The 20,891-nt window shown below is 34.2% G+C and carries 18 protein-coding genes; 6 read left to right on the top strand and 12 right to left on the bottom strand.

All coding sequences use genetic code 11. The features are described from left to right. Positions 1 to 145: 145 nt before the first annotated feature. Entirely contained in the window at positions 146 to 1,492 is a 1,347-nt protein-coding gene (locus Q0992_RS09750) for a hypothetical protein (RefSeq protein WP_299523144.1), read from the bottom strand. A 136-nt stretch (positions 1,493 to 1,628) separates the two neighbouring features. Here Q0992_RS09750 and Q0992_RS09745 point away from each other — a divergent pair, with 136 nt between their 5' ends. From Q0992_RS09745 to Q0992_RS09735, 3 genes are read left to right on the top strand one after another with little or no spacing between them, the layout of a single operon-like run. Then, entirely contained in the window at positions 1,629 to 2,141 is a 513-nt protein-coding gene (locus Q0992_RS09745) for an RNA polymerase sigma factor (protein ID WP_299523141.1), read from the top strand. Between the two features lie 56 nt (positions 2,142 to 2,197). Next, positions 2,198 to 3,124, top strand: a complete 927-nt coding sequence (locus tag Q0992_RS09740) for a FecR family protein (RefSeq protein ID WP_299523138.1) — start codon at positions 2,198 to 2,200, stop codon at positions 3,122 to 3,124. Then, positions 3,121 to 5,424 carry a TonB-dependent receptor gene (locus Q0992_RS09735; protein WP_299523136.1) on the top strand — a complete coding sequence of 768 codons (2,304 nt, stop codon included), beginning with the start codon at positions 3,121 to 3,123 and terminating at the stop codon, positions 5,422 to 5,424. The genes Q0992_RS09740 and Q0992_RS09735 overlap by 4 nt, the downstream gene beginning before the upstream one ends. Positions 5,425 to 5,491: 67 nt before the next feature. Here the strand turns inward: Q0992_RS09735 and Q0992_RS09730 are convergent, their stop codons facing one another. Then, positions 5,492 to 5,908, bottom strand: coding sequence for a DUF2141 domain-containing protein (locus Q0992_RS09730; RefSeq protein ID WP_299523133.1), 417 nt, complete (start codon positions 5,906 to 5,908; stop codon positions 5,492 to 5,494). Between the two features lie 239 nt (positions 5,909 to 6,147). Here Q0992_RS09730 and Q0992_RS09725 point away from each other — a divergent pair, with 239 nt between their 5' ends. After that, a complete protein-coding gene (locus tag Q0992_RS09725; protein WP_299523130.1) occupies positions 6,148 to 7,803 on the top strand; it encodes a hypothetical protein in 1,656 nt (551 codons plus the stop codon). An 80-nt stretch (positions 7,804 to 7,883) separates the two neighbouring features. Here the strand turns inward: Q0992_RS09725 and Q0992_RS09720 are convergent, their stop codons facing one another. Genes Q0992_RS09720 through Q0992_RS09695 form a run of 6 tightly spaced genes read right to left on the bottom strand, consistent with a single transcriptional unit; the run spans position 7,884 to position 14,119 of the window. Beyond that, the gene (locus tag Q0992_RS09720; protein WP_299523215.1) at positions 7,884 to 9,161 is read right to left on the bottom strand and encodes a DUF58 domain-containing protein; all 1,278 of its coding nucleotides are present in this window, start codon (positions 9,159 to 9,161) and stop codon (positions 7,884 to 7,886) included. Between the two features lie 53 nt (positions 9,162 to 9,214). Next, the gene (locus Q0992_RS09715) at positions 9,215 to 10,276 is read right to left on the bottom strand and encodes a MoxR family ATPase (RefSeq protein ID WP_299523127.1); all 1,062 of its coding nucleotides are present in this window, start codon (positions 10,274 to 10,276) and stop codon (positions 9,215 to 9,217) included. Then, positions 10,276 to 11,481, bottom strand: coding sequence for a DUF4350 domain-containing protein (locus Q0992_RS09710; protein WP_299523124.1), 1,206 nt, complete (start codon positions 11,479 to 11,481; stop codon positions 10,276 to 10,278). The genes Q0992_RS09715 and Q0992_RS09710 overlap by 1 nt, the downstream gene beginning before the upstream one ends. Continuing rightward, positions 11,474 to 12,202 (bottom strand): hypothetical protein, encoded by a 729-nt coding sequence (locus Q0992_RS09705; protein WP_299523121.1) that lies wholly within the window; start codon positions 12,200 to 12,202, stop codon positions 11,474 to 11,476. Before Q0992_RS09705 ends, Q0992_RS09710 begins: the two co-directional genes overlap by 8 nt. Next, entirely contained in the window at positions 12,195 to 13,115 is a 921-nt protein-coding gene (locus Q0992_RS09700; protein ID WP_299523120.1) for a hypothetical protein, read from the bottom strand. Before Q0992_RS09700 ends, Q0992_RS09705 begins: the two co-directional genes overlap by 8 nt. Continuing rightward, positions 13,112 to 14,119: a stage II sporulation protein M gene (locus Q0992_RS09695; protein WP_299523118.1), complete on the bottom strand. Its 1,008-nt coding sequence runs from the start codon at positions 14,117 to 14,119 to the stop codon at positions 13,112 to 13,114. Before Q0992_RS09695 ends, Q0992_RS09700 begins: the two co-directional genes overlap by 4 nt. A 34-nt stretch (positions 14,120 to 14,153) precedes the next feature. Between Q0992_RS09695 and Q0992_RS09690 the strand changes: the two genes are divergently transcribed. Next, positions 14,154 to 14,879: an RDD family protein gene (locus tag Q0992_RS09690; protein ID WP_299523116.1), complete on the top strand. Its 726-nt coding sequence runs from the start codon at positions 14,154 to 14,156 to the stop codon at positions 14,877 to 14,879. Positions 14,880 to 15,129: 250 nt separating this feature from the next. Further along, a complete protein-coding gene (locus tag Q0992_RS09685) occupies positions 15,130 to 15,741 on the top strand; it encodes a trimeric intracellular cation channel family protein (protein ID WP_299523212.1) in 612 nt (203 codons plus the stop codon). A gap of 1 nt (position 15,742) precedes the next feature. Here the strand turns inward: Q0992_RS09685 and Q0992_RS09680 are convergent, their stop codons facing one another. From Q0992_RS09680 to Q0992_RS09665, 4 genes are all read right to left on the bottom strand, one after another. Beyond that, on the bottom strand, positions 15,743 to 16,162 hold the full coding sequence (locus tag Q0992_RS09680) for a hypothetical protein (protein ID WP_299523114.1): 420 nt from the start codon (positions 16,160 to 16,162) through the stop codon (positions 15,743 to 15,745). Positions 16,163 to 16,189: 27 nt separating this feature from the next. Continuing rightward, positions 16,190 to 18,334, bottom strand: coding sequence for a M3 family metallopeptidase (locus Q0992_RS09675; RefSeq protein WP_299523111.1), 2,145 nt, complete (start codon positions 18,332 to 18,334; stop codon positions 16,190 to 16,192). A gap of 62 nt (positions 18,335 to 18,396) precedes the next feature. Then, entirely contained in the window at positions 18,397 to 19,098 is a 702-nt protein-coding gene (locus Q0992_RS09670) for a peptidylprolyl isomerase (RefSeq protein WP_299523108.1), read from the bottom strand. Between the two features lie 64 nt (positions 19,099 to 19,162). After that, positions 19,163 to 20,884, bottom strand: a complete 1,722-nt coding sequence (locus Q0992_RS09665; RefSeq protein ID WP_299523105.1) for a 3-coathanger stack domain-containing protein — start codon at positions 20,882 to 20,884, stop codon at positions 19,163 to 19,165. Between the last annotated feature and the right edge of the window lie 7 nt (positions 20,885 to 20,891).

The following is a 20,891-nucleotide window of genomic DNA, read 5'->3' as shown; positions in this document are numbered from 1 at the left end:
TAGGCTATAAAATTACAAAAACCATTAGTATTGCCTATAACTGAATAAATAAAAAAAGCCTTCAAGAATTATCTTGAAGGCTGACTAATCAACTTACTTACTTAAATATGTAGTCAAATAACCCTAACCATACATGATTAAATTTTTAGTCGCAGTCTTTTTCTAGAGCTATAAACTCGTTATTAGATTCTAATAGTATAAATTCCTCACCGCACTGAACAACCGTCCAATCAAGATTAGAAATCGCATCTAGTGGCTCTGCCAAGGCAAAGGACATAAATAATTCACCAGAAGGATTACTAACTATTTCCCACGTTCCTGATATTGTTGTATCATCTTCTAATTCAACAGTAAGTGTTCCATTCGAATTAAAGGTCATATCAAGTTCTGAACCTTGAGATAATAGGCTACTATAAGCATACCACTCACATTCCACTAGATTACTCACAATATCATTTTCGTCACAATCTTGAGCGCCATTATTGTCACAGTCTTCAACAACGTCATTTTGAGTAAATCCTTCGCAGATAGCGTAGCAGATATTTGGAAAAACAACTATTTCAGTACCGGTAGCTGTTGATATTTCAATACAAACAGGGTCGAATTCTTCATCATCACATTCGTCACATTCTTCATAAGGGTCGTCGTCATCGTAATCATCATAACAGTCTTCTAAGAGGTCTTCAAAATCATCTTCATCTTCTATAGTTTCTATGCCATCTTCGGTTGTGACATCAAAAGGATACACAAAGTTGAAATCATAAACATCATAAATTGCATTACCCAAATCCTCTAAAGAATCGACAGTAACAATTGTATCTCCATCAATAACAATATCTAGTGGGAAATTAAATTCAAAACAAAATAGGTCTCCAGGATAATAGTCATTTTCACAGTCTTCTATAAAATCATCTTCATCAAACCCATCGCAGGCTGCATAGCAATCGTTTGGATAAGTAATAACAAAGACTTCTCCATTAGGGTCTGTAATTTCCACACAAACTGGGTCATACACTTCATAACACGCACATTCTTCAAAATCATCAAAGTCGCAATCGTCTAATAGGTCAATAAAATCGTCTTCGTCGTCTATAGTAACTATAACAATGGCATCTGTATCTTCGTTATAGACTTCTACATCAAATGGAAAGGCTATACCGTTTACAAATAGTTCTTGGTTAGAATTGAGGATTACATTCACCAAATCATTTAAACTTTCTACAGTAACTGTAGTTCCGTTGTTGTAGGATAAGGTCAATGGATATACAAAATCGAAACAAAAATCGAACACAACATTACCAGCTGGGTTACTTTGTGACGTAAAATTTCCATTTGGATCAACTTGCTGACTTAATTGATTTAGAGAGGTAACAATTGATTGACTTTCCTCAGTAACTTGTTGGTCTTGTACAACAGGCTCATTATTGGTACAGGATGTCAGTGCCAATAAAGCGAATGTAAAACTTAAAAATCCTAATTTAATCTTTTTCATTTTGGTTAAAAATTTGAATAGTTAAAATTAATTTATTGAGGTTAATCGCTAATAAGACAACACAGAAAAAAAAAACCCTACTTTTTTCTCAAAATATTTTTTTCATAGTTTTGAAACATTAACCTCAAAACACTCAATGTCTCGCGATAATCGTAATATTTGCCACTCAAAAACTTTTGAATATATCTACAAAACCTATGCGAAGGACATAAGACGGTTTCTTTTTTTTAAAACACAAGATATAGACAGGGCAGAAGATTTAATGCAGGATGTTTTTATAAAGCTCTGGGATAATTGTGAAAAAGTGGATTACGATAAAGTTAAGAGCTATATATTTAGTATTGCCAACAATATGTTTTTGAACGTTATAAAGCATGAAAAAGTAGTCAAAGATTATAATAAACTCAATAAGAAAGGAGATACTAATGAATCGCCAGAGTTTATTATGTTAGAGAAAGAGTTTATGGAGAAATTAGAAACGACAATTGCTAATTTGCCAGAGAAACAACGTGAGGTTTTTTTAATGAACAGAATAGAAAAGAAAAAATATAAACAGATTGCAGAACAGCTTAGTATTAGTGTTAAGGCCGTAGAAAAACGAATGCATCAAGCGCTTTTAACGATGCGAAAAGAAATAGGTAATATATAACTTGATTTTTTTAGTAGGGTTTTTTAATAGTCAGTTGTCTTAATTTGTAGAAACGAATGAAAAAAGGAAATTCACATAATAATTCAGAGACGTTTTTAGCCAAATGGTTAGATGGTGAACTTACAGATAAAGCGTTAGAAAATCTTGTAAGCAAGGAGGATTATGCGGCTTATTTAAAGCTAAGAAGCGGCTTGCGTGTTAACGAACAACTCAACGCTTCCGTTGATGGGTCTTTTGCAGAAATTCAAAAGCGAATTATCAATAAAACCAATAAGGTAAGACCGCTATACCTTAATTGGGCTATTGGCATTGCCGCTTCGATCATAGTACTTTTTGGCGTATTCACATTTTTGAATAATAATGAAGTTATTGTAGAAACTGGTTATGGCGAAAGTAGAACAATTGTACTCTTAGACGGTTCAGAAGTCATCTTAAATGCCAAATCAGTAATCAGTTATGATGAGAATAATTGGGAAAACGACCGTAAGCTGTTTTTAGAGGGGGAAGCTTATTTCAAAGTAGCAAAAGGCAAAACATTTATTGTTGAAACCGATTTTGGTTCAGTATCTGTTTTGGGCACACAATTTAATGTTAATGCTACAGAGGATTTTTTTGACGTCATATGCTATGAAGGAAAAGTAGGTGTTAAAACCTTAGAATCCGATCGCATTCTTTTGGCTAATGATGCCGTTAGATATGTTGGCGGAAAATCTATTGAAGTAGCCCAAGGCTCTGATAAAATACCAACTTGGATTCATGGGGAAAGCACATTTAAAAGCGTACCGTTGCGCTATGTTATTAAAGCCCTAGAAAACCAATATCAGGTAAGTTTTGATGCCAGCGCTATCAATGATTCCGAAATTTTTACGGGTAGTTTTCCAAACGATAGTTTAAATATAGCCTTGAAAACGGTCTTTCAGACACTCAACATTACCTATAATGAAAAAGAAAAACGTAACATTAAACTGAGGTATAAAGAATGAGGTTAATATATATCTTGGCCTTAATGTTACTTCCTACACTAGCCTTTTCTCAAGAAGAAGAGGCTTTTTATATTGAATTTAATGATATTAGTTTACAGGATGCCATTGCCGAAATTGAGGACATTTATGATGTTCTTTTTTCATTTAAGGACGATTATATAAAGGGTAAGAGGGTTTCGCTTTCTCGTGAAAAGCGAACATTATCCGAAGTTTTAAGCGAGCTTCAAGCCTTAACAAACCTTTATTATCAACTTGTTGAAAAACGATACATCATTGTAAGTGTATTTGGACGAACTAATATAGCCACAGAAACATTAGACAAAGTTGTGGTTAAAAGTTATATCGCAAAAGGTATTGAAAAAAATAGTGATGGTAGTTATAAACTTTATCCTTCACGATTAGGGATTTTACCAGGACTAATTGAACCCGATGTATTGGAAAGTATCCAACTTTTGCCTGGAGTATTAAGTCCTAATGAGACTGCTACTGGTTTTTTTGTTAGAGGTGGTTATGCCGATCAGAATAGGGTGTTGTGGGATGGCATTAATATTTATCATAAAGGCCATCTCTTCGGAATGATATCTCCCTTAAACCCTAATGTAGCTTCAGAAATAAGCTTTATAAATAAAGGCACACATGCGCGCTATGGCGAACGCTTATCGAGTGTTATAGATATCAATTCCAAAACGACAATATCTAATGACATACGAGCGGAACTAGGTGTTAATGGAGTTAATGCTGATGCTGTTTTAGAATTACCGATTGTGGATGATAAGTTGAGTCTTCAAGCCTCATTACGACATAGCTACACCAATGTTCTTGAAACCTTTACCTTTGATCAGTTGGCGGATAAAGTTTTTGAAAGCACAAAAATTAGTCAAAATGAAAATGGCGACAACGATTTCTCGTTTTTTGATTATAACGTGAAGCTAAATTATACACCTAATGCCTCCAACAGTATTTACCTTAGCATTATAAATATTGATAATCGGCTAGATTACAACTCAAATGAATCTGAAACGAATAGGGATTTTAATGATATACTAACCATCAGAAATACGGGTTATGGTGTGGGTTGGAACGTCATTTGGAATGATAAATTAAGGCAATCCACAAAAGCCTTTTTCTCGGATTATGCGTTTAATTACAACTTCATCACTTCCGAAAATGACACACAAGTTTCAGACTTTGAAAAAAGAAACACCATATTCGATTCGGGTATTTCTACCGAATTAAATTATAAAGCTTCAGAGCAATTTAACTATGATTTAGGGTATCAATATACACTCAAGGATGTGGCTTATGCTTTTATTAATACTACAGATCTGAGTTTTATCCTCGACGCTGAGCAGCAAATTGTACAAACACACAGTGCCTATGCTAATATCGATTACAAAAACCCAAAATTGTTTGACCTTTCTCTTGGCTTGAGAAGTACTTATTTTCAAGAATTAGATGCCGTTCGTTTTGAACCACGATTATTAATTTTTAAGGAAGTCAACGAACGATTGAAGCTTCAGGCTAGCGGTGAGATAAAAAATCAGATTATTAATGAAATCGATGAAACCGTGTTTAGTGATTTATCTCTAGAAAATAGAGTCTGGCGTTTGGCAAATGGGAATAACTCTCCTATTATAAACAGTAAACACGCCTCCTTAGGATTTATATATGCTGTTGGTGGTATTAGCTTTGATGCGGATGTCTACTACAAGCGGTTAGAAAATGTTTCTGCATTATCTCTTGGTTTTTTAAATCCAGAGAGCATTGGTTTTAATATTGGTGATCAAAATATTTTTGGTGCTGATGTATTTCTAAAAAAACAGTTTGATGGCTTTAACTCTTGGATTAGTTATTCCTACAACCGAGCTAGAAGCCAATTTAATAACCTTAATAATGGCAATTCGTTTAAGTCTAAATCTAATATTACACATGCGGTTTCCACGGCATTAAGTTATAAGTTGAATGGTTTTCAGGTAGCATTAGGTTGGAAATGGCAAACAGGAAGGCCTTTTACCATAGCTGAAGAAGGAAACGATGGTATCGAGTTTAACGATGGAGTTAATACAGGTCAATTGCCCGTTTACCATCGTTTGGATTTGTCTTCTACTTATAGTTTCAAGATGTCTAAACAGAATAAATTGCGAGGTAAGGTTGGCATTTCCGTCCGGAATCTTTACAATAGAAATAATTTGATATCTCGTGAGTACAGAGGAAATAATAGTTTGGATGATCCAGTTGAACTGATAGAGCGTTTTTCTATCGGGATTACTCCAAACTTTATGTTTAGATTGTATTGGTAGCCTAAAAAAAGCCTCCAAGAACCAGTTGTCATTGAAGGCTTTATTTTTTGATTGATGTTGTGTTATATTAGAATCGAATATTTAAATCCAAATCTTTGTTTTCTACTTTAAATTTGGCATCATCGTATTGTGGTGGTCCCATAGCCATGACGTTGTTTGATGTTCCAAAAGACTCCAATGGCATCCCATTATCTTGGAAGTCCATACGCTTATTATCGTTGGCATCGTGCAGGGCTAGAATGGCATATTCCCCAGGCAATACATTCTCAAATTTTACAGTTACCTTTCCGTCTTTAATTTTTGTTTCAGCATCCTTAATTCCGTTACCTTTCATAAAGGTTTCAGACGTGTGAAGCGACATTAATACTTTGCCTTCGTCACTGGTAACGTTGTCTATAGTTACTGTAATGGTAATGCCTTCATCTTGAGAGAAACCTAATAAAGTGCTTAAAGCTAAAGCGAAAGTTAAAACTAAATTTTTCATTTTAATAGTGTTTTAATGGTTATTGTTTTTTGATTTATCCGTCGAAACTTCTAGTAAAGTCGGATTGATGATTCAAATATCCAACAAACTTCTAACATAGAATAATTGAGTTTACCGAAATGTATTTTTAGCGGGACGAGTTGTGATTTTAGCCATTAGCCATGATATGACATTTGTTATATTTATTGACAATCAATTTCTCTAAATTTATAATAAAATTGGCTTAAAGGCTAACAGTTGTGAGCAAAAAAAGATTCAACGACCATATAAATGAGATTCAAACTTTCTCTAAGGTATCTGTAAACTGTATTGTTTATGGCTTTAATAAAGTAATCTTGATTTTAATACTATCACCACTATTGTCTTTTTCGCAAAGCACAGATTTTACGCCGGAGCAGGAAGCCTTGGCACAAGAGGTAGTGAATAAGATTAAAACTACTCCAGATGAAGCTATTGATTTTGGGCAATTCATTAAAGATCTAAATGCGGCTCTTGATGAAGCTCCCTATCATCCCGACTTATTATATCAACTTTTTAGAGTATATGCAAAGGGTATAAAAGATTTTAATTTTGTTTCAAATTATTGTGAACGCTTAGACCAAACATATTTACAAAACTATCAAAGACTTTTAGTAGAATTTTGTACTACTTGTTACTTTGCTGAGCAAAACTTTGACTTACTTTACAGCGTTATCCCCATTATAAAAGATAAAAAAAATAAAGATTTGTACTATGCACTTTATTATATGGAAACGGAAAATTATTACAAGGGTGAAGAGTACGCCTTGACTGCATTAAAGAATGATTATAAACTTCAATCCTCAGCAATTTTAAAAGCTTATCTTTTCGAGCTTTACATAAAGTACTTAGCTTCAAAACAAAATCGTAATCGTATATATGAATTGATGCTTGCCTATAAAGATCAATTGGAATCTTTTAACTTGGACATAGATACCCACTTTGTCTTGATTGAAACGGCAATTATAAATGACAATTACAAAATAGCAGAGGATTTAATCCGTTATTGTGGCTCAAGTTCTTTTCAAAATTTTAGATACATGTCTATCCCAAAGGCACTCCTCTATAGTCTTAAGGGCGATCAGGATATGGCTACAAGATTTTTAGAAACGGCTCTAAATTTGGATGATTCAGTTTTTGAATCTGTTTTAAATGAGACCGACGGATTTAATGTATTCTCATCTTATTTAAAAACTGTTAATAATTTGAGTGATTATGACACTAAAGTGCATTTGGTGACCCAAATGTTGGATTTCTTTAAAGGAAAATCATTGTTCACCCTACAGACCAAGCTTTATCAAAGCGTACTTTTGGCATCAAAGGATGCAGTACAAGCACAGGCTATTCTAGATTCTTGTAAAGAAGTTATCCATTCTCAATCTTACAAGAGTTTTAAGACGCTTATTCAAATGGAAAATGAACTGTATAAAGAAGATCCAGACTATAGATTAGTCGATCGGAAAATTGAAAATCTAAAACCAGCTCTAGACGAAAGAGCGTTTATTGAATTAAGACTAAATTATAGATCTGATGTTAACATCATAAAAAAATCATTATATTTTAATGCAGAGGAAATGGCTGATGGTTTAGATCAATTTATAAAATTTATAGATGATGAAACACAAAGACGTGATTTGATGCTTCTAAAAATTGAAACTATCGCTTTATTTGATATTGAAAGTGCTAATGCAGAATTAGACAAACTAGGTCTCGAAGAATCTGAAAAAGCACTTTTTTTTGAGGGTATTAATGATACAATGGATATTGATAATAGTAAAACAACAACAACCAAATCCGTAAAAGGTATCAATGGATTTAATGGGCTAAAAGCAACACTTATAGATATTATTATGACTATAAAAGTCTCAATAAAATAACCGATTAAATTTTGGAGATATCATAGAATTTTGGCTTGACGGTTCGTAGATCTTTTATATAAGTTATTCTTCACTAATGACTACAACAAACCTCTTGCCTTAATTTCCAGATACTTATTAATCGTATTGATAGTTAAGTTCTGTGGTATTGTCAAAATAGTCTGTATACCATGTTTTTGAAGTTCGTTTACAATCATTTTTTTCTCGTACATAAATTTCTCTGCGATGGTTTTCTGAAAGATTTCAAAGGTATTGTGTGCTTCAACATTGGTCAACTTTTCTAACTCCGTATTTTCAAAGAATATAACAACCAATAGATGATTTTTTGCTATGGCTTGAAGATAGGGTAGTTGTCTATGTAGCGCATCAAGGGTTTCAAAATTAGTATAGAGCAGCAGTAGACTACGTTGCGTTATCGTCCTTTTAACATCAATATATAATCTCGAAAAATCAGATTCTGAGAAATCAGTATTGATGTTATACAACGTTTCTAGAATTTTATTCATTTGCGTAGGTCTGCGTTCTGCAGCTACTCGATTTTCAACTTTTCTCGAAAATGTAAACATTCCTGCCTTATCTTGTTTTTTTAATGCTACATTACTGATAACTAAAGCCGCATTAATCGCATAGTCTAATAGGCTTAGTCCTTCAAAAGGCATTTTCATAGCTCTGCCTTTATCAATAACACTGTAAATAGGTTGTGAACGTTCATCTTGATACTGGTTAACCATTAATTGATTGCGTTTTGCTGTAGCCTTCCAGTTGATGTTTCTTATGTCATCACCTGGCACGTAATCTTTAATCTGCTCAAACTCCATGGTATGGCCAATGCGACGTATCTTCTTTAATCCATATTCAAACAACTTATTAGAGAAAGCAATAAGCATGTACTTGCGTAATTGCAAAAACGAAGGATAATTAGGTACCATGGCATTTTTAGCAAACTGAAAGCGTCTGGTCACCAATCCAACAGGTGAGTTAACATAAACATTAAGATGGCCAAAATAGTATTCACCTCGTTCTAGAGGTCTTAGGGTGTAGGTAATTCTTTTTTCTTGGTGTTTATTGAGTTGTGTTTTAATCTCAAAATCGCGTTTTTGATATTGAAACGGTAGCTCATCAATGAGTAATAGTTCAGTTTTGAAGTTATAGTTATTTGTGAGCGTAAGTTCAATGGGATTATTATCGCCGTTACTTAGTTTTTCTGGCAGAATTCGAGAAGCGGAAATTCCTTTTTGCTTGAAAAGTAAAATAAGATCGACGACTACCAGTCCTACAGCAACAAAAAACAGAGCGGTAACGATACTCAGTAAACCTAGATAGATGTAAGACAAGATGAATAGTGCCACAAATACTATGGCTAATATGAAAAACCGAAAGGTTAGATAGGTATGTTTAAAAAGGCGCTTCACTATCTCGGAATCTCAATAGTTTCTAGAATTTGATCTACAACTTTATCGACCGTAAAAGCTTCCATTTCACGCTCGGGTGTTAACACCAAACGATGCTTTAATACGGCTTTAGAGCATCGTTTTATGTCATCTGGAGTCACAAAATCCCTTCCTTTTATTGCAGCATTGGCCTTAGAGGCATTTAAAATAGCAATGGATGCCCTAGGTGATGCACCTAGGTATAAGTTGGCGTTGTTCCGTGTATTGGTTACAATAGAGGCAATATAGTTTAAGAGATTATCTTCAACGATAATCTGCTTTATGAGCGCTTGATATTTTTTAATGGCCTTAGAAGATAATACAGTAGAGATCGTATCAAAATCCATTACATCTAGTCGCTTATGATTTTCCATTAGAATTTGTACTTCATCTTCTGGCGAAGGATAGTCAACCTCTATTTTAAACAAAAAGCGGTCTAGCTGCGCTTCTGGCAATCGGTACGTACCTTCTTGTTCAATTGGATTTTGTGTTGCAAAAACCAAAAAGGGAAGCGACATATCGTAACGTTTGCCGTCCATGGTAATTTGACGTTCGGCCATAACTTCGAACAAAGCTGCTTGAGTTTTAGCTGGTGCTCTGTTGATTTCGTCAATAAGCACTATGTTAGAGAAGATAGGCCCTTTTTTATATTCAAACTCATTGGTTTTAACATTAAAAATAGATGTTCCCAAAATATCACTTGGCATTAAATCTGGCGTAAATTGAATACGACTAAAATCAATGTCCATAGTTTTAGCTAATAGCTTTGCTGTAACTGTTTTTGCAACACCAGGCACACCCTCAATAAGCGAATGACCATTAGTGAGAATAGAAATAATTAAAAGTTCAATCATTTCATTTTGCCCCACGATAAATTTGGCAATTTCTTGCTTAATCTGATCCACACTATCTTGTAAAGGTTTTAAATCTATACGATTTTTAAAATCCTCAGAAGATTCTTCTGGGGTTTGTTGTGTGTTGTTTGAATCATTTGGGATATTCTCATCTAAGTTTTCAGATGATGGTGTATTTTGATCTTCCATTATAATCTATGTTTTGTAAAATATTCTATTTTTTTGTTAAGTTCTATAAGCTCTTGTTCGGAATGGTATTTTTTGGACTTTAAAAAAACCAAGTAGTCCACCAATGCTTTTGTATCTTCTTTGGTGTTAGTGGACTTTATGCTCAATTTTTCTATGAAACTTTGATCTAGCTGATTGGTGTCTAGATAATAATTTCTCCGTACGAATTCTAAAAAGTATTCAATCTTCTTTTGAATAATATTAGTAAAATCACCATGCTGATAATAGAGTTCACCAATGGTTTTAGTAAAATCTACGGTAGCATTTTCAAGTTTTTTGATAACAGGAATAATACGCTGTGTTCGTTTTCCTCTAAAAACCACAAACAAAATAAGACCAAACATACTGATATAAAAAGCCCACTTTAAGGCCGTATTTTGTAGAATAAACCGCAGTGGACTCGTAATAACTTTTCGGCCACTTTTATAATTATTATCCCAAATAATTTGTTGTTTGGGAAGATAAGATAAAACAGTAGCAGTATAGTCTTCTTTGTCATTTATGAGATGATAATTGGTAAAAGCAAAAGGATTAGTGTGCAATATGAATTGCCCACCATGTTCACCCACATCAACCTTTATGAAATTTGCTTGTGTTTCATCAATGTCATCGTCGTTTTTCGTTGTGATTGTCCCTAGAACAGTAGTTTTTAGGGTATCAATAGAACTGAAGTGACTGTTTTCAATCACATCTTTAAACTGACGGTTATTCTTTTGAAGGCTAGGACTTGTAAATTTATGCTCAGAAGTTTTTTTGTATAGATTCCCATAACGACGTTCAACAGCAATATTAAGTGAATCGAGTGCGTTACCATAAAAGTAATTCCCGCTCATAAAGATGGTATTACCTTTTTCGACGAAGTCCATTAAAGTTTTTGATTCTTCCCCATCAAAACTAAGATAGTTGTTAATAAAGATGAGCGTCTTTGTTGTTGACGTATCTACACGTTTTAGATATTCATAAATAGATCGTTCAGATGTTAATATATCTTCATTGGTAAAAGTTTCGAGTTCATTAAACAAAATGTAGCAACCTAAAGGAATTTTGTCCGCCGCCGAGTAAGAGTCTCGCCAATTGATTGCTTTGGGTTTGGTAACTTCTGCAATCATCATAAAAACAATAACAGCGCCAATGATGTAAAGTGCTATTTTAGAACGCTTATCCACGCAGAGTTGATTTTATAAGTTGGTCAAAATCGTTTTTATTTCTATTGAAATTGTGTTCGTCAATCGGAAATTCCCCGTACCAAACGTAATCGTAGATATAAGATATACGCTTAAACAGAGCTTTCAATTTTGAATCTTTTATTTCATGTAGGTAGTCTGTATTAGTTTTGTCGTAATGCCATTCTATGGTCTTTTTATTTGCCAAAACCTTTAAGGATTTGAGGTACATGTAACGCGTAGCCAAACGGTAATTATTGTCTTTTAGGGCTTGCTTAATGAGTTTGTCAAAATCTACTTGTTCAATATTCTCTTCCACATAACTGAAGCCTTCAATAGCTTTGTCTTCGGTTTTAAATACAGTACTCACAGGGTTTTGCAATAAGAACTTTATCAATAAGTAAAGCACAATAATGCCCAATAGCCCATAAACGATATACTCCATAGTTTGGTAATCCATAAAGTCAATATCAAAACCAAAAACTTCGCTTAACCAAGTAAAAAAAGATCTTAGAATACGCTGCATGAGATTGATACCGCCAGTATCGTTTATGGAATAATTAAAATCGTCACCAGAATAATTATCTTTAAAGTTTTCTTTAAAATAGGTCACCTCAAGTTCGGAAGAATCTTGCTTTACAATAGTGTCTTGGGCGCTAATTGTAAAGGAATAAACCAATATCAATACAAGAGTACTTATATGTTTAAAGTTCAGTTTAGTCATTAACACCGATTTGATCTATTTTCTTTTGAAGAAAAACGTTATGCCTTAATTCATAAAGATTGTAATATAAAATACCATAAGATAGTTGTGATAAGGCTTGTGTATAAATAAAAGCCAATAAAAATGCAGCAAAACCAAATGTAAAGACTAAAGTCGCAAAGGTACTTGTTGCAATATTGATATTGCTACTGGCGGAAAAATAAGCATAAATACCAATGATAAATCCTGGTACAGATATAATTAAAACCGTTATCATCAGATTTAGTATTCCAATAACCAAACCAAAAAGAATAACACGCCAAAAATTTGAAAAGGTGAAATCGAATCCTTCAGAAATGGCTTCTCCAAATCCTTTTTTGTCTGAAAAAATGGACATAAACGTTAAACCAAAAATAGCAGTCATTGAAAAGCTCAATCCATATTGAATAATCATTCCTAAAAATGGAATGAAAGCTACTATCATAGAGATAACTATATATACAACATATAAAAGACCACCAATGAGTATAAAAATGATAATGGTCCCAATTTTATTTAAGATACTATTCCAGATGTTTTTGGAAACAATTTTCCCTTTATTATTCACATATTCAGCTATGTAAGCGCTTGAAAAGCTATAATTAATTAAGGATGTTACAAATACAATTAACAAGAGTATGACGATACCTGCAATGAAATAGCTGTCTGACGCGACATTGTTACCCATACCAAATCTAAAATCTTTACTTGCCAAGCCCATAAAACCTGTCACTAGTAAATAAGAACAGATTAGGGTCAAAATTATACTCACGGCATTGTATCTTAAGTACAAATTGGTATAAGACTTAAAATTATATTTTAGAAATAAAAAGTAAGTGTTGATAATATCACCAAACGTACTTCGGGTTCTTAGTTCAATATATTTTTCGTTCACGTTAGTTTGGGTTTGGGTAATGCTTCAGGAGCTACTTCTTTAAGCTTAATAGTTGAAGCTTTGTGTAATAATATAGGATAAACAATATAATAATAGACAATTATGAAAAGCGAAATAAAAATAATACCATAAGCTAATAACCAAGGCATTTGTTCACCATAACGGGTTATAAAACCTTCAATAAAACCAGCGATAATAAAAAATGGAATAGTACTCACCACAATTTTAAGGCCGTCTTTAGCACCCTTCATAAAGGAGATTCGTCTAGAATAAGTTTTTGGAAATAAAATGCTATTGCCCATAACCAGACCTGCACAACCAGCAATAACGATGACTGAAATTTCTATAGTGCCATGCAACCATATGGTTGATGTGTTTTCTATTAGGCCATATTTGTAAAAGAAGGTTATAAATGAACCTAACATAACACCATTTCTAAAAAGTACCCAAATGGTGCCAATACTAAAAAAGACGCCTAGGGCGAAAGCAATAATAGCTACCCTAATATTGTTTATTGTGATGCCTAGGAACGTACCAATATTACTTCCACTTTTATAAACCGCCATAGGCTCTCCATTTTCTATATTTTCGATAGTCATATTTACATATTGGTCAGTCAATATTAGCCTTGCAAAATCATCATCATTCAATGTTGAGACGACTCCTATAAGTACAGCAGCCATAAATATTAAAAAAGAATACAGTAATGTTTTATGGTATTGGTAAAAAAACAAGGGGAATTCATCGCGCCAAAATGAAATGATTTTGTTTTTCGACTCTTTTTTGGTGATATAAATCTTTTGATGTGCTTGTGAGGCTAACGAATTTAAATACAACAAAGTCTTACTTTCTGGATAGTAAGTTTGGGCATATGATAAATCATTGGTAAGTTGAATATAGTAAGAAGCTAAATCATCAGGATTTATTTTGGCATTATTGTTTAATGCATTTTCAAAACCAATCCATTTTTCCTTATTTTGCTTCACGAAAGACGCTTCGCGCATAAACCATTCTAATTTAAAACGAATATACATTGCAATGGGCAAATTAGCAATTAACACAGCACAAAATGTCAACTTGGACTATAAGCTAATAGGTTTAGGCGAACGTATGGTCGCTTTCTTAATTGATGGTGTGATTTTAGTGACTTACATGACCATAATGGAGAACCTTGTTGCGATTTCAGAGATTTTTGATGCTGATGCTTGGACCCAACGCGGTTTCTTGGGCTTATTTTACTTACCCGCATTCTTCTATTCCGTTATATGCCACATAGTTTTTGGTGGGCAAACTGTGGGAAAGATGATCATGAAGATTAAAGTAGTACGAGTTGATGGTGCACCAACGGAATGGTACAACCTTTTTGTGCGTTGGATGTTACGAATTATAGATATATGGTTGTTTTTTTCATCCATAGGCATATTGAGTATTTTACTGTCGGATAAAAAACAACGTGTTGGTGATGCGGCGGCTGGAACCGTAGTGATTAGCGTTAAGAAAAAACACAAAATTTCTAGCACTATTCTTGAAGAAATCAATGATGATTATCAACCCGTGTTTAGTAACGTCACACAATTGACGGACAAAGATGTAAGAATCATTAAAGAAGCCTTTACGATTTCTAGAAAGAACAATGATTTTAAAACGTTGACGATTCTAAAAGCTAAAATTTGTGAAACGCTTGGTATTGAATCAAAGTTATATGATGTTCAGTTTATAGATACCATTTTAAAAGATTATAATTACTACACGCAGAACATGTAAGCAGGGAACCAAGTTTTCAGAATGGAAACTTGTGTAAGTCGCTTATCCCGAACTTGTTTCGGGATCTCAGAGAGAAAAGCTTGTGTATTCAAAATTGTGAATATCGTTCATCCCGAACTTATTTCGGGATTACGCAGAGCAAAGTTTAATCAGACACAGGTAAGTGTTACCAGTGTTTCAATGAAATTAGAAATAGATCCCTGCCAAGGTTTATCTTCAATGAAGTCTAAGGGCAGGAATGACAGGAAAAATGTTTTTTCAAACTTTAGACATATTGGGTACCATCGCATTTGCCATCTCAGGTGTGCTAGTCGCCATGAATAAACGCATGGATCCTTTTGGTGTATTGATTATCGCATTTGTAACAGCTGTTGGTGGAGGTTCATTACGCGATATTTTGGTTGGTGTGACTCCAGTATCCTGGATGCAAAATATGACTTATGGTTATGTTATAGTTGGCTCTACAATATTTGCTATTGTATTTAGAAATCAGTTAAAGCATTTAAGACGTTCCTTATTCTTATTTGATACTATTGGTATTGGCTTATATACTGTTGTAGGTATCGAAACAGGCTTGGTGGCAGGTCTTCACCCTTTTATTTGCATAGCGCTTGGTACGATGACGGCCTGCTTTGGTGGTGTTATTCGCGATATCCTTTGCAATGATATTCCCGTAATATTCAGAAAAGAGATATATGCTACGGCTTGTATTATCGGCGGATTGACGTATTTTGGATTAAGAGAATTCCTTAAAGATCAAAATTATCTTTTTATCATTGCCGGTTTGGTAGTTATTGTTATTAGATTGCTGGCTGTAAAGTTTAAGATTAGCTTGCCAAGTATCTATAAAAAAGAAGACTAAACTATTCAAGATTGATGCTTGCTAAAACACCTACTACACTAGTCCTTAACGTATAATCAAATGAAGAGATTAAAGGGTCGATGGACCCAACTATGGCTTCAATCTCTTTATAAGTCGTTGCTAATGATTTATAATAGTCCAATAGGAGAGTGGTATCAATCCCATGGAAGTTACTCCATTCTATAATATCCTCACATTCATCATAGGTTTCTAAGGCATAGAGCACTAAAAACCAATCAAAAACAGGATTGTGCTTTGAAAAGTCGCCAAACTCATCATCGATGAGTATATCCCAAGACTTTGCTCCAATAGATAAGCTGGTAAAGAATATAGCTTTTCTTATGTGGTTAAAGCCTTGGGATATTTTTATCTTGTATTTTTTGAATTGAGTTTTAAGTTGTTCTACTTCGGGATATTCCATTAGATGTATATCGTATAGTAGCTTTTTTTAGCTCTGTGGCACAGGAAACCCTCTATCTCGCATTAAAGCTTCAATTTTGGCATCACGACCTCTAAACAGCCTGTAAGCTTCTGCAGGATCCAACGCATTACGAGGTGCAAATAAATACTTTACCAATTTATCAGCCATATCCTTGTCATAGAATCCTCCAGGTGCTTCCTTAAATGCTTCTGAAGCATCACTGGTTAATACATCTGCCCACATATAGCCATAGTAAGCAGTAGCATATCCTTCTCCAGAAAATACATGTCCGAAATGAGGTGTGCGATGACGCATAGGCAGTTCTTTAGGCATACCCAATTCGTCTAAAGTTTCGCGTTCAAATTTGTCGATATCTATATCAGTAGGATCTGCCAAGTGTAATTTCATATCGATTAGCGCTGAAGCCAAGTATTCAGTAGTACCAAAACCTTGATTGAATGTTGAAGCTTTTTTGATTTTTTCAACTAATTCTGCTGGAATGGGTTCTCCTGTTTCATAGTGCACCAAAAATTGGTTGATCACTTTATCAGTAGATAACCATCGTTCTAATAATTGCGATTGAAACTCAGTGTAATCCCTAACACCTCCTTGTAATGTTGGATATTTTACATCTGCCGCAAAGAAATGAAGGGCGTGCCCAAACTCATGAAAGAATGTAGTGGCATCATCCCAAGATACTAAAACGGCTTCACCCGGAGCAGGCTTTACAAAGTTGGAATTATTAGACGCTAAAACATTGGTTTCGCCTTCAAACGTAGTGTAATATCTGTAAGTTGTAGCCCAAGCACCAGAACGTTTACCTTCACGAGCATAAGGGTCTAAGTACCAAAGCCCAACATGTTTGCCAGAATCTTTATCGGTAACTTCCCAGACATTAACATCTTCATGAAAAACAGGAACTGATCCTTCTTCAACTGGCGTGAATTTATAATTGAACAATTCACCAGCAACAAAAAACATAGCATCAGTAAGTTTGTCTAATTGGAGGTATTGTTTCACTTCATCGCTATCTAGGTCGTACTTTTTCTGACGTACTTTTTCGGCATAATAACGATAATCCCAAGGTTCTATGGTAATGTTATCTCCAAGTTCATTGGCTACAGTTTGCATATCGGCAACTTCCTCTTTGACTCTTGCCGTAGAGGCTGGCCAAACTTTAAGCATAAGTTCCATGGCATTATCTGGATGCTTTGCCATTCGGTCTTGTAATCTCCATTCGGCATAATTGTCGTAGCCCAATAAGCCAACGCGTTCTTTGCGAAGTTTTAGAATTTCGGCAATAATAGCGTTGTTGTCATACTCGTCACCATTGTCTCCTCGTGAATAATAGTTTTCCCAAACTTGCTTGCGAAGCCAACGTTCGGTTGAGTAAGTTAAAAACGGATCCATGGAAGAACGTGTATTGGTTATGGCATATTTGCCATCTTGCCCTTTATCTGAAGCAATTTTAGCAGCAGATTTTATATAACCTTCCGATAAACCTCCGAGCTGGTCTTTGGTTAAATAGGAAACATAGTTTTCTTCATCATGCAAAACATTGTTAGAAAACTTTGTGTAAAGTGTTGACAATTCTTTGTTAATCTCTGCATAACGTTTTTTCTTTTCGGCATCAAGATTAGCACCGCTTATTTCGAATCGTTTATAAATTAAATCGACAACACGTTGCTCTTGAGCTTCTAAAGGATTTTTTTGAGAAGCATCATATACTGCTTTGATACGTTGAAACAGATTTTCATTTTGCGAAATTTTAGATCGGAATTCCGACAATTTTGGAGCCAACTCTGCCTGTACTTCCCTAAACTCAGGCGAAGACATATTGCTGCTGAGAATACCGTAATAGGTAAACACACGATTTAGTGCTTTTCCGGCGCTTTCCATGGCTACTATGGTATTTTCAAAAGTGGGATTCTCTTCATTATTGGCAATAGCATCAACCTCTTTTAATTGCAGCTCCATACCTTTTTCTACAGCTTCTTTTACATCAGCTACATTCATTTTATCAAACGCAGGTACACCTTGGTGAGGTCCTTCCCATTCTTGCAATAAGATATTATCCGTCATTAACTTATCATCGGTTTTTGGTTCTTCTTTACAGCTGGAACATAGAATAACACTGCATAGAACTGCAGCTTTAATGGATTTAGAGATCATTGTAGTTAGTTTTTGGAAATTACAAACTACAAGGTATTAAAAATTGAAAAGGGAAGTCTTAATTATTTTATAATTTCTACTTTCCGTATATACACATTGTGTAGTGGCCAATCTCCTTCATCGGTGTCTACGGCATTGATTTTATCAACCACGTCCATACCGCGAATCACCTCACCAAACACCGTGTAATCCTCATCTAAATAATCGGCTCCACCAATACGGTTAATGATAAAGAACTGAAAAGGTGATGCCAGTTTATAGGCATTTTCAATTTCGCTGCTCGGCATAGACACTGCTCCGCGTTTATGGGTATAGCCACGTTTGGTATCTGGCGGTAAAAGGTATTTTCCGATTTTTCTACGTCGCTTGGCAATATTATAATCATCACTACTACCCCCTTGAATCACAAAGTTTTTAACCACTCTGTAAAATTGAGTCCCGTCGAAGTACTTTCGTTTAGTCAAATAGATAAAATTGGCGCGATGGAATTTGGTCTTATCATAAAGTTGAATGTCGATAATACCAAAATCTGTGGTGATTCTTACTTTATTTTCCTTATGCTCTTTTTCATATTCCAAGAAATACTCCATGGCATTGTTGTCTGTCAATAAAGGATACTCCGATTCAGTCTCCGTTTTAGGAACCTCCTTAACCTTTTTTACAATGGTATCTTTAGGAACTATAGAATTTGTTTGTTTAGGAGTTGGTTTGTCCTCACAACTATAAAACATAAAAAGCCAACAAAAAGCACAAATTAATCTCATAAGCCAAAAATAAAAAAAGCCAATTAGTAAAACTAATCGGCTTTTTTTATCTAAACGTTGTCGTTTACTTTATGACTAGATTTTTGGTGATAACGGAATTATCTTCTAATACAATTCTTATAATATAAAAGCCTTTTTCAAAAGAACTGACATCAATCGTATGTTTGCTCGAGTTTAAGTTATTATTATTAATAACTGTTCTTCCATGAATATCATAGAGTTCAAATGATTGAATATTCATCTGATTATGAGATAAACGAACCTTGTCCTTAGCCGGGTTCGGGAAAATAACGATTTGATTATCTGATATTTTATCATTATTGAATATAGAATTTTTGGCAACTGGTTGCGTATTTAAGCAACCATCTATATAAGCTCTAAATGTTGACCCTGCTCTGGCATGGAATCCTCTTTGAAGTTTCACAAAATTACCAGCATCGTACTCGGCATTTGCGGCATTTTCAATTACATTAAGTGCAACAATCCAATTGGAAGCCTCTTGGATGTCATTAGTTCCATTAGAGACTGTTTGAGTTATAGTTAAATTGTCTGGACAATTGTTATTAATTTGATTCTGAACTTGTTGGGGGAGCTTCTTTGCAATAACATTTGTGCCTAAATCTATTTGATTATTTACGTAGTTTGAATTAGTTCCAAACAAGTTAGGGTTATTGATTACTCCTAAAAAATTATTATTATTTGGCACATATATTTTACCATCAATGCCTCTTACCATTGTAGGTAAGTCGGTTTCAGGGTTATCAGATAGTGGTAATGGCAATGATAAACCAATAGATACAGGATTGATATTTGTATTTTGTAGGTCAAATTGAAAAATCTCATAACTGAAGCCGCCTCCAACTAATAAATATAGATAATTGCCATTCCCAGAAAATTCAGATGCATAACCTGGCATTGCAAAATTGGGATTGTCAACAGTAAAGAATGAAGGACTTAATTGACCACTTGAGTTATTGAAGTTTAGGATTGTAAATAGATTTGATTGATTACCTCCATTCGCTCTGTTACAGTAATAGCTTATTTTATCGTTATTAGGAGAGATACTCATTCCTGATGCCCCACGAATATTCAAATTATAGTCTAAAGAGGGATTACCTTCGTCATAAATAATTGGATTTGATGATATTCCATTACTATCAATTTTTAATACAAAAAAAACATCAAAAGGATTCAAAATAAGCCAGTATGATTCACCATCAGAATGCTTAGCAACTACTATATTACTTTTTCTTTGCATTTCACCCTTTATATCAAAGGAACCATCAGGATTGAATGATGTATATGGTAAAATATTTAAGTTTGTATTTAGTGAGTTCGTATCTACATTTCCAAGACCATTGTTTAAACTCATATCAACAATTGAGTAAAAATAATCTAAGTTAAATGTACCATCAGAACCAATAGTAAAAATATAATATTTATCACTATCTCCTGGGAAAGGAACAACAGAAACAGTATAAAACCCATTAAGAGAGTTATTGCCCCCAGACATTTTGTTATGATTTTTATTCCAAACAGAACTTCCATCCGTATAAAATAAAAGGTTACCATTTTCGTCACTAACAGTTGCAGTGGACGAAAAGGCATCTTCCGTTTTACCATCTGTAAGCACAGAAACTGTACCATTATTAAAATTTAATCCACCACCATTTTGGCTACTAATTACATTATCGCCAAAATACCAATTCGCATTCTCTAATTGTGCATTACTTAGCAGTGGAAATATTAATACTAGGGTGACTATTTTATGAATATTTATTTTCATAACATCA

Origin of the sequence: Winogradskyella sp., from assembly GCF_028289625.1 — a bacterium.
GTDB lineage: Bacteria > Bacteroidota > Bacteroidia > Flavobacteriales > Flavobacteriaceae > Winogradskyella.
The sequence above is the reverse complement of the archived record's forward strand: the minus strand, read 5'-3'. Positions and strand labels throughout refer to the sequence as shown.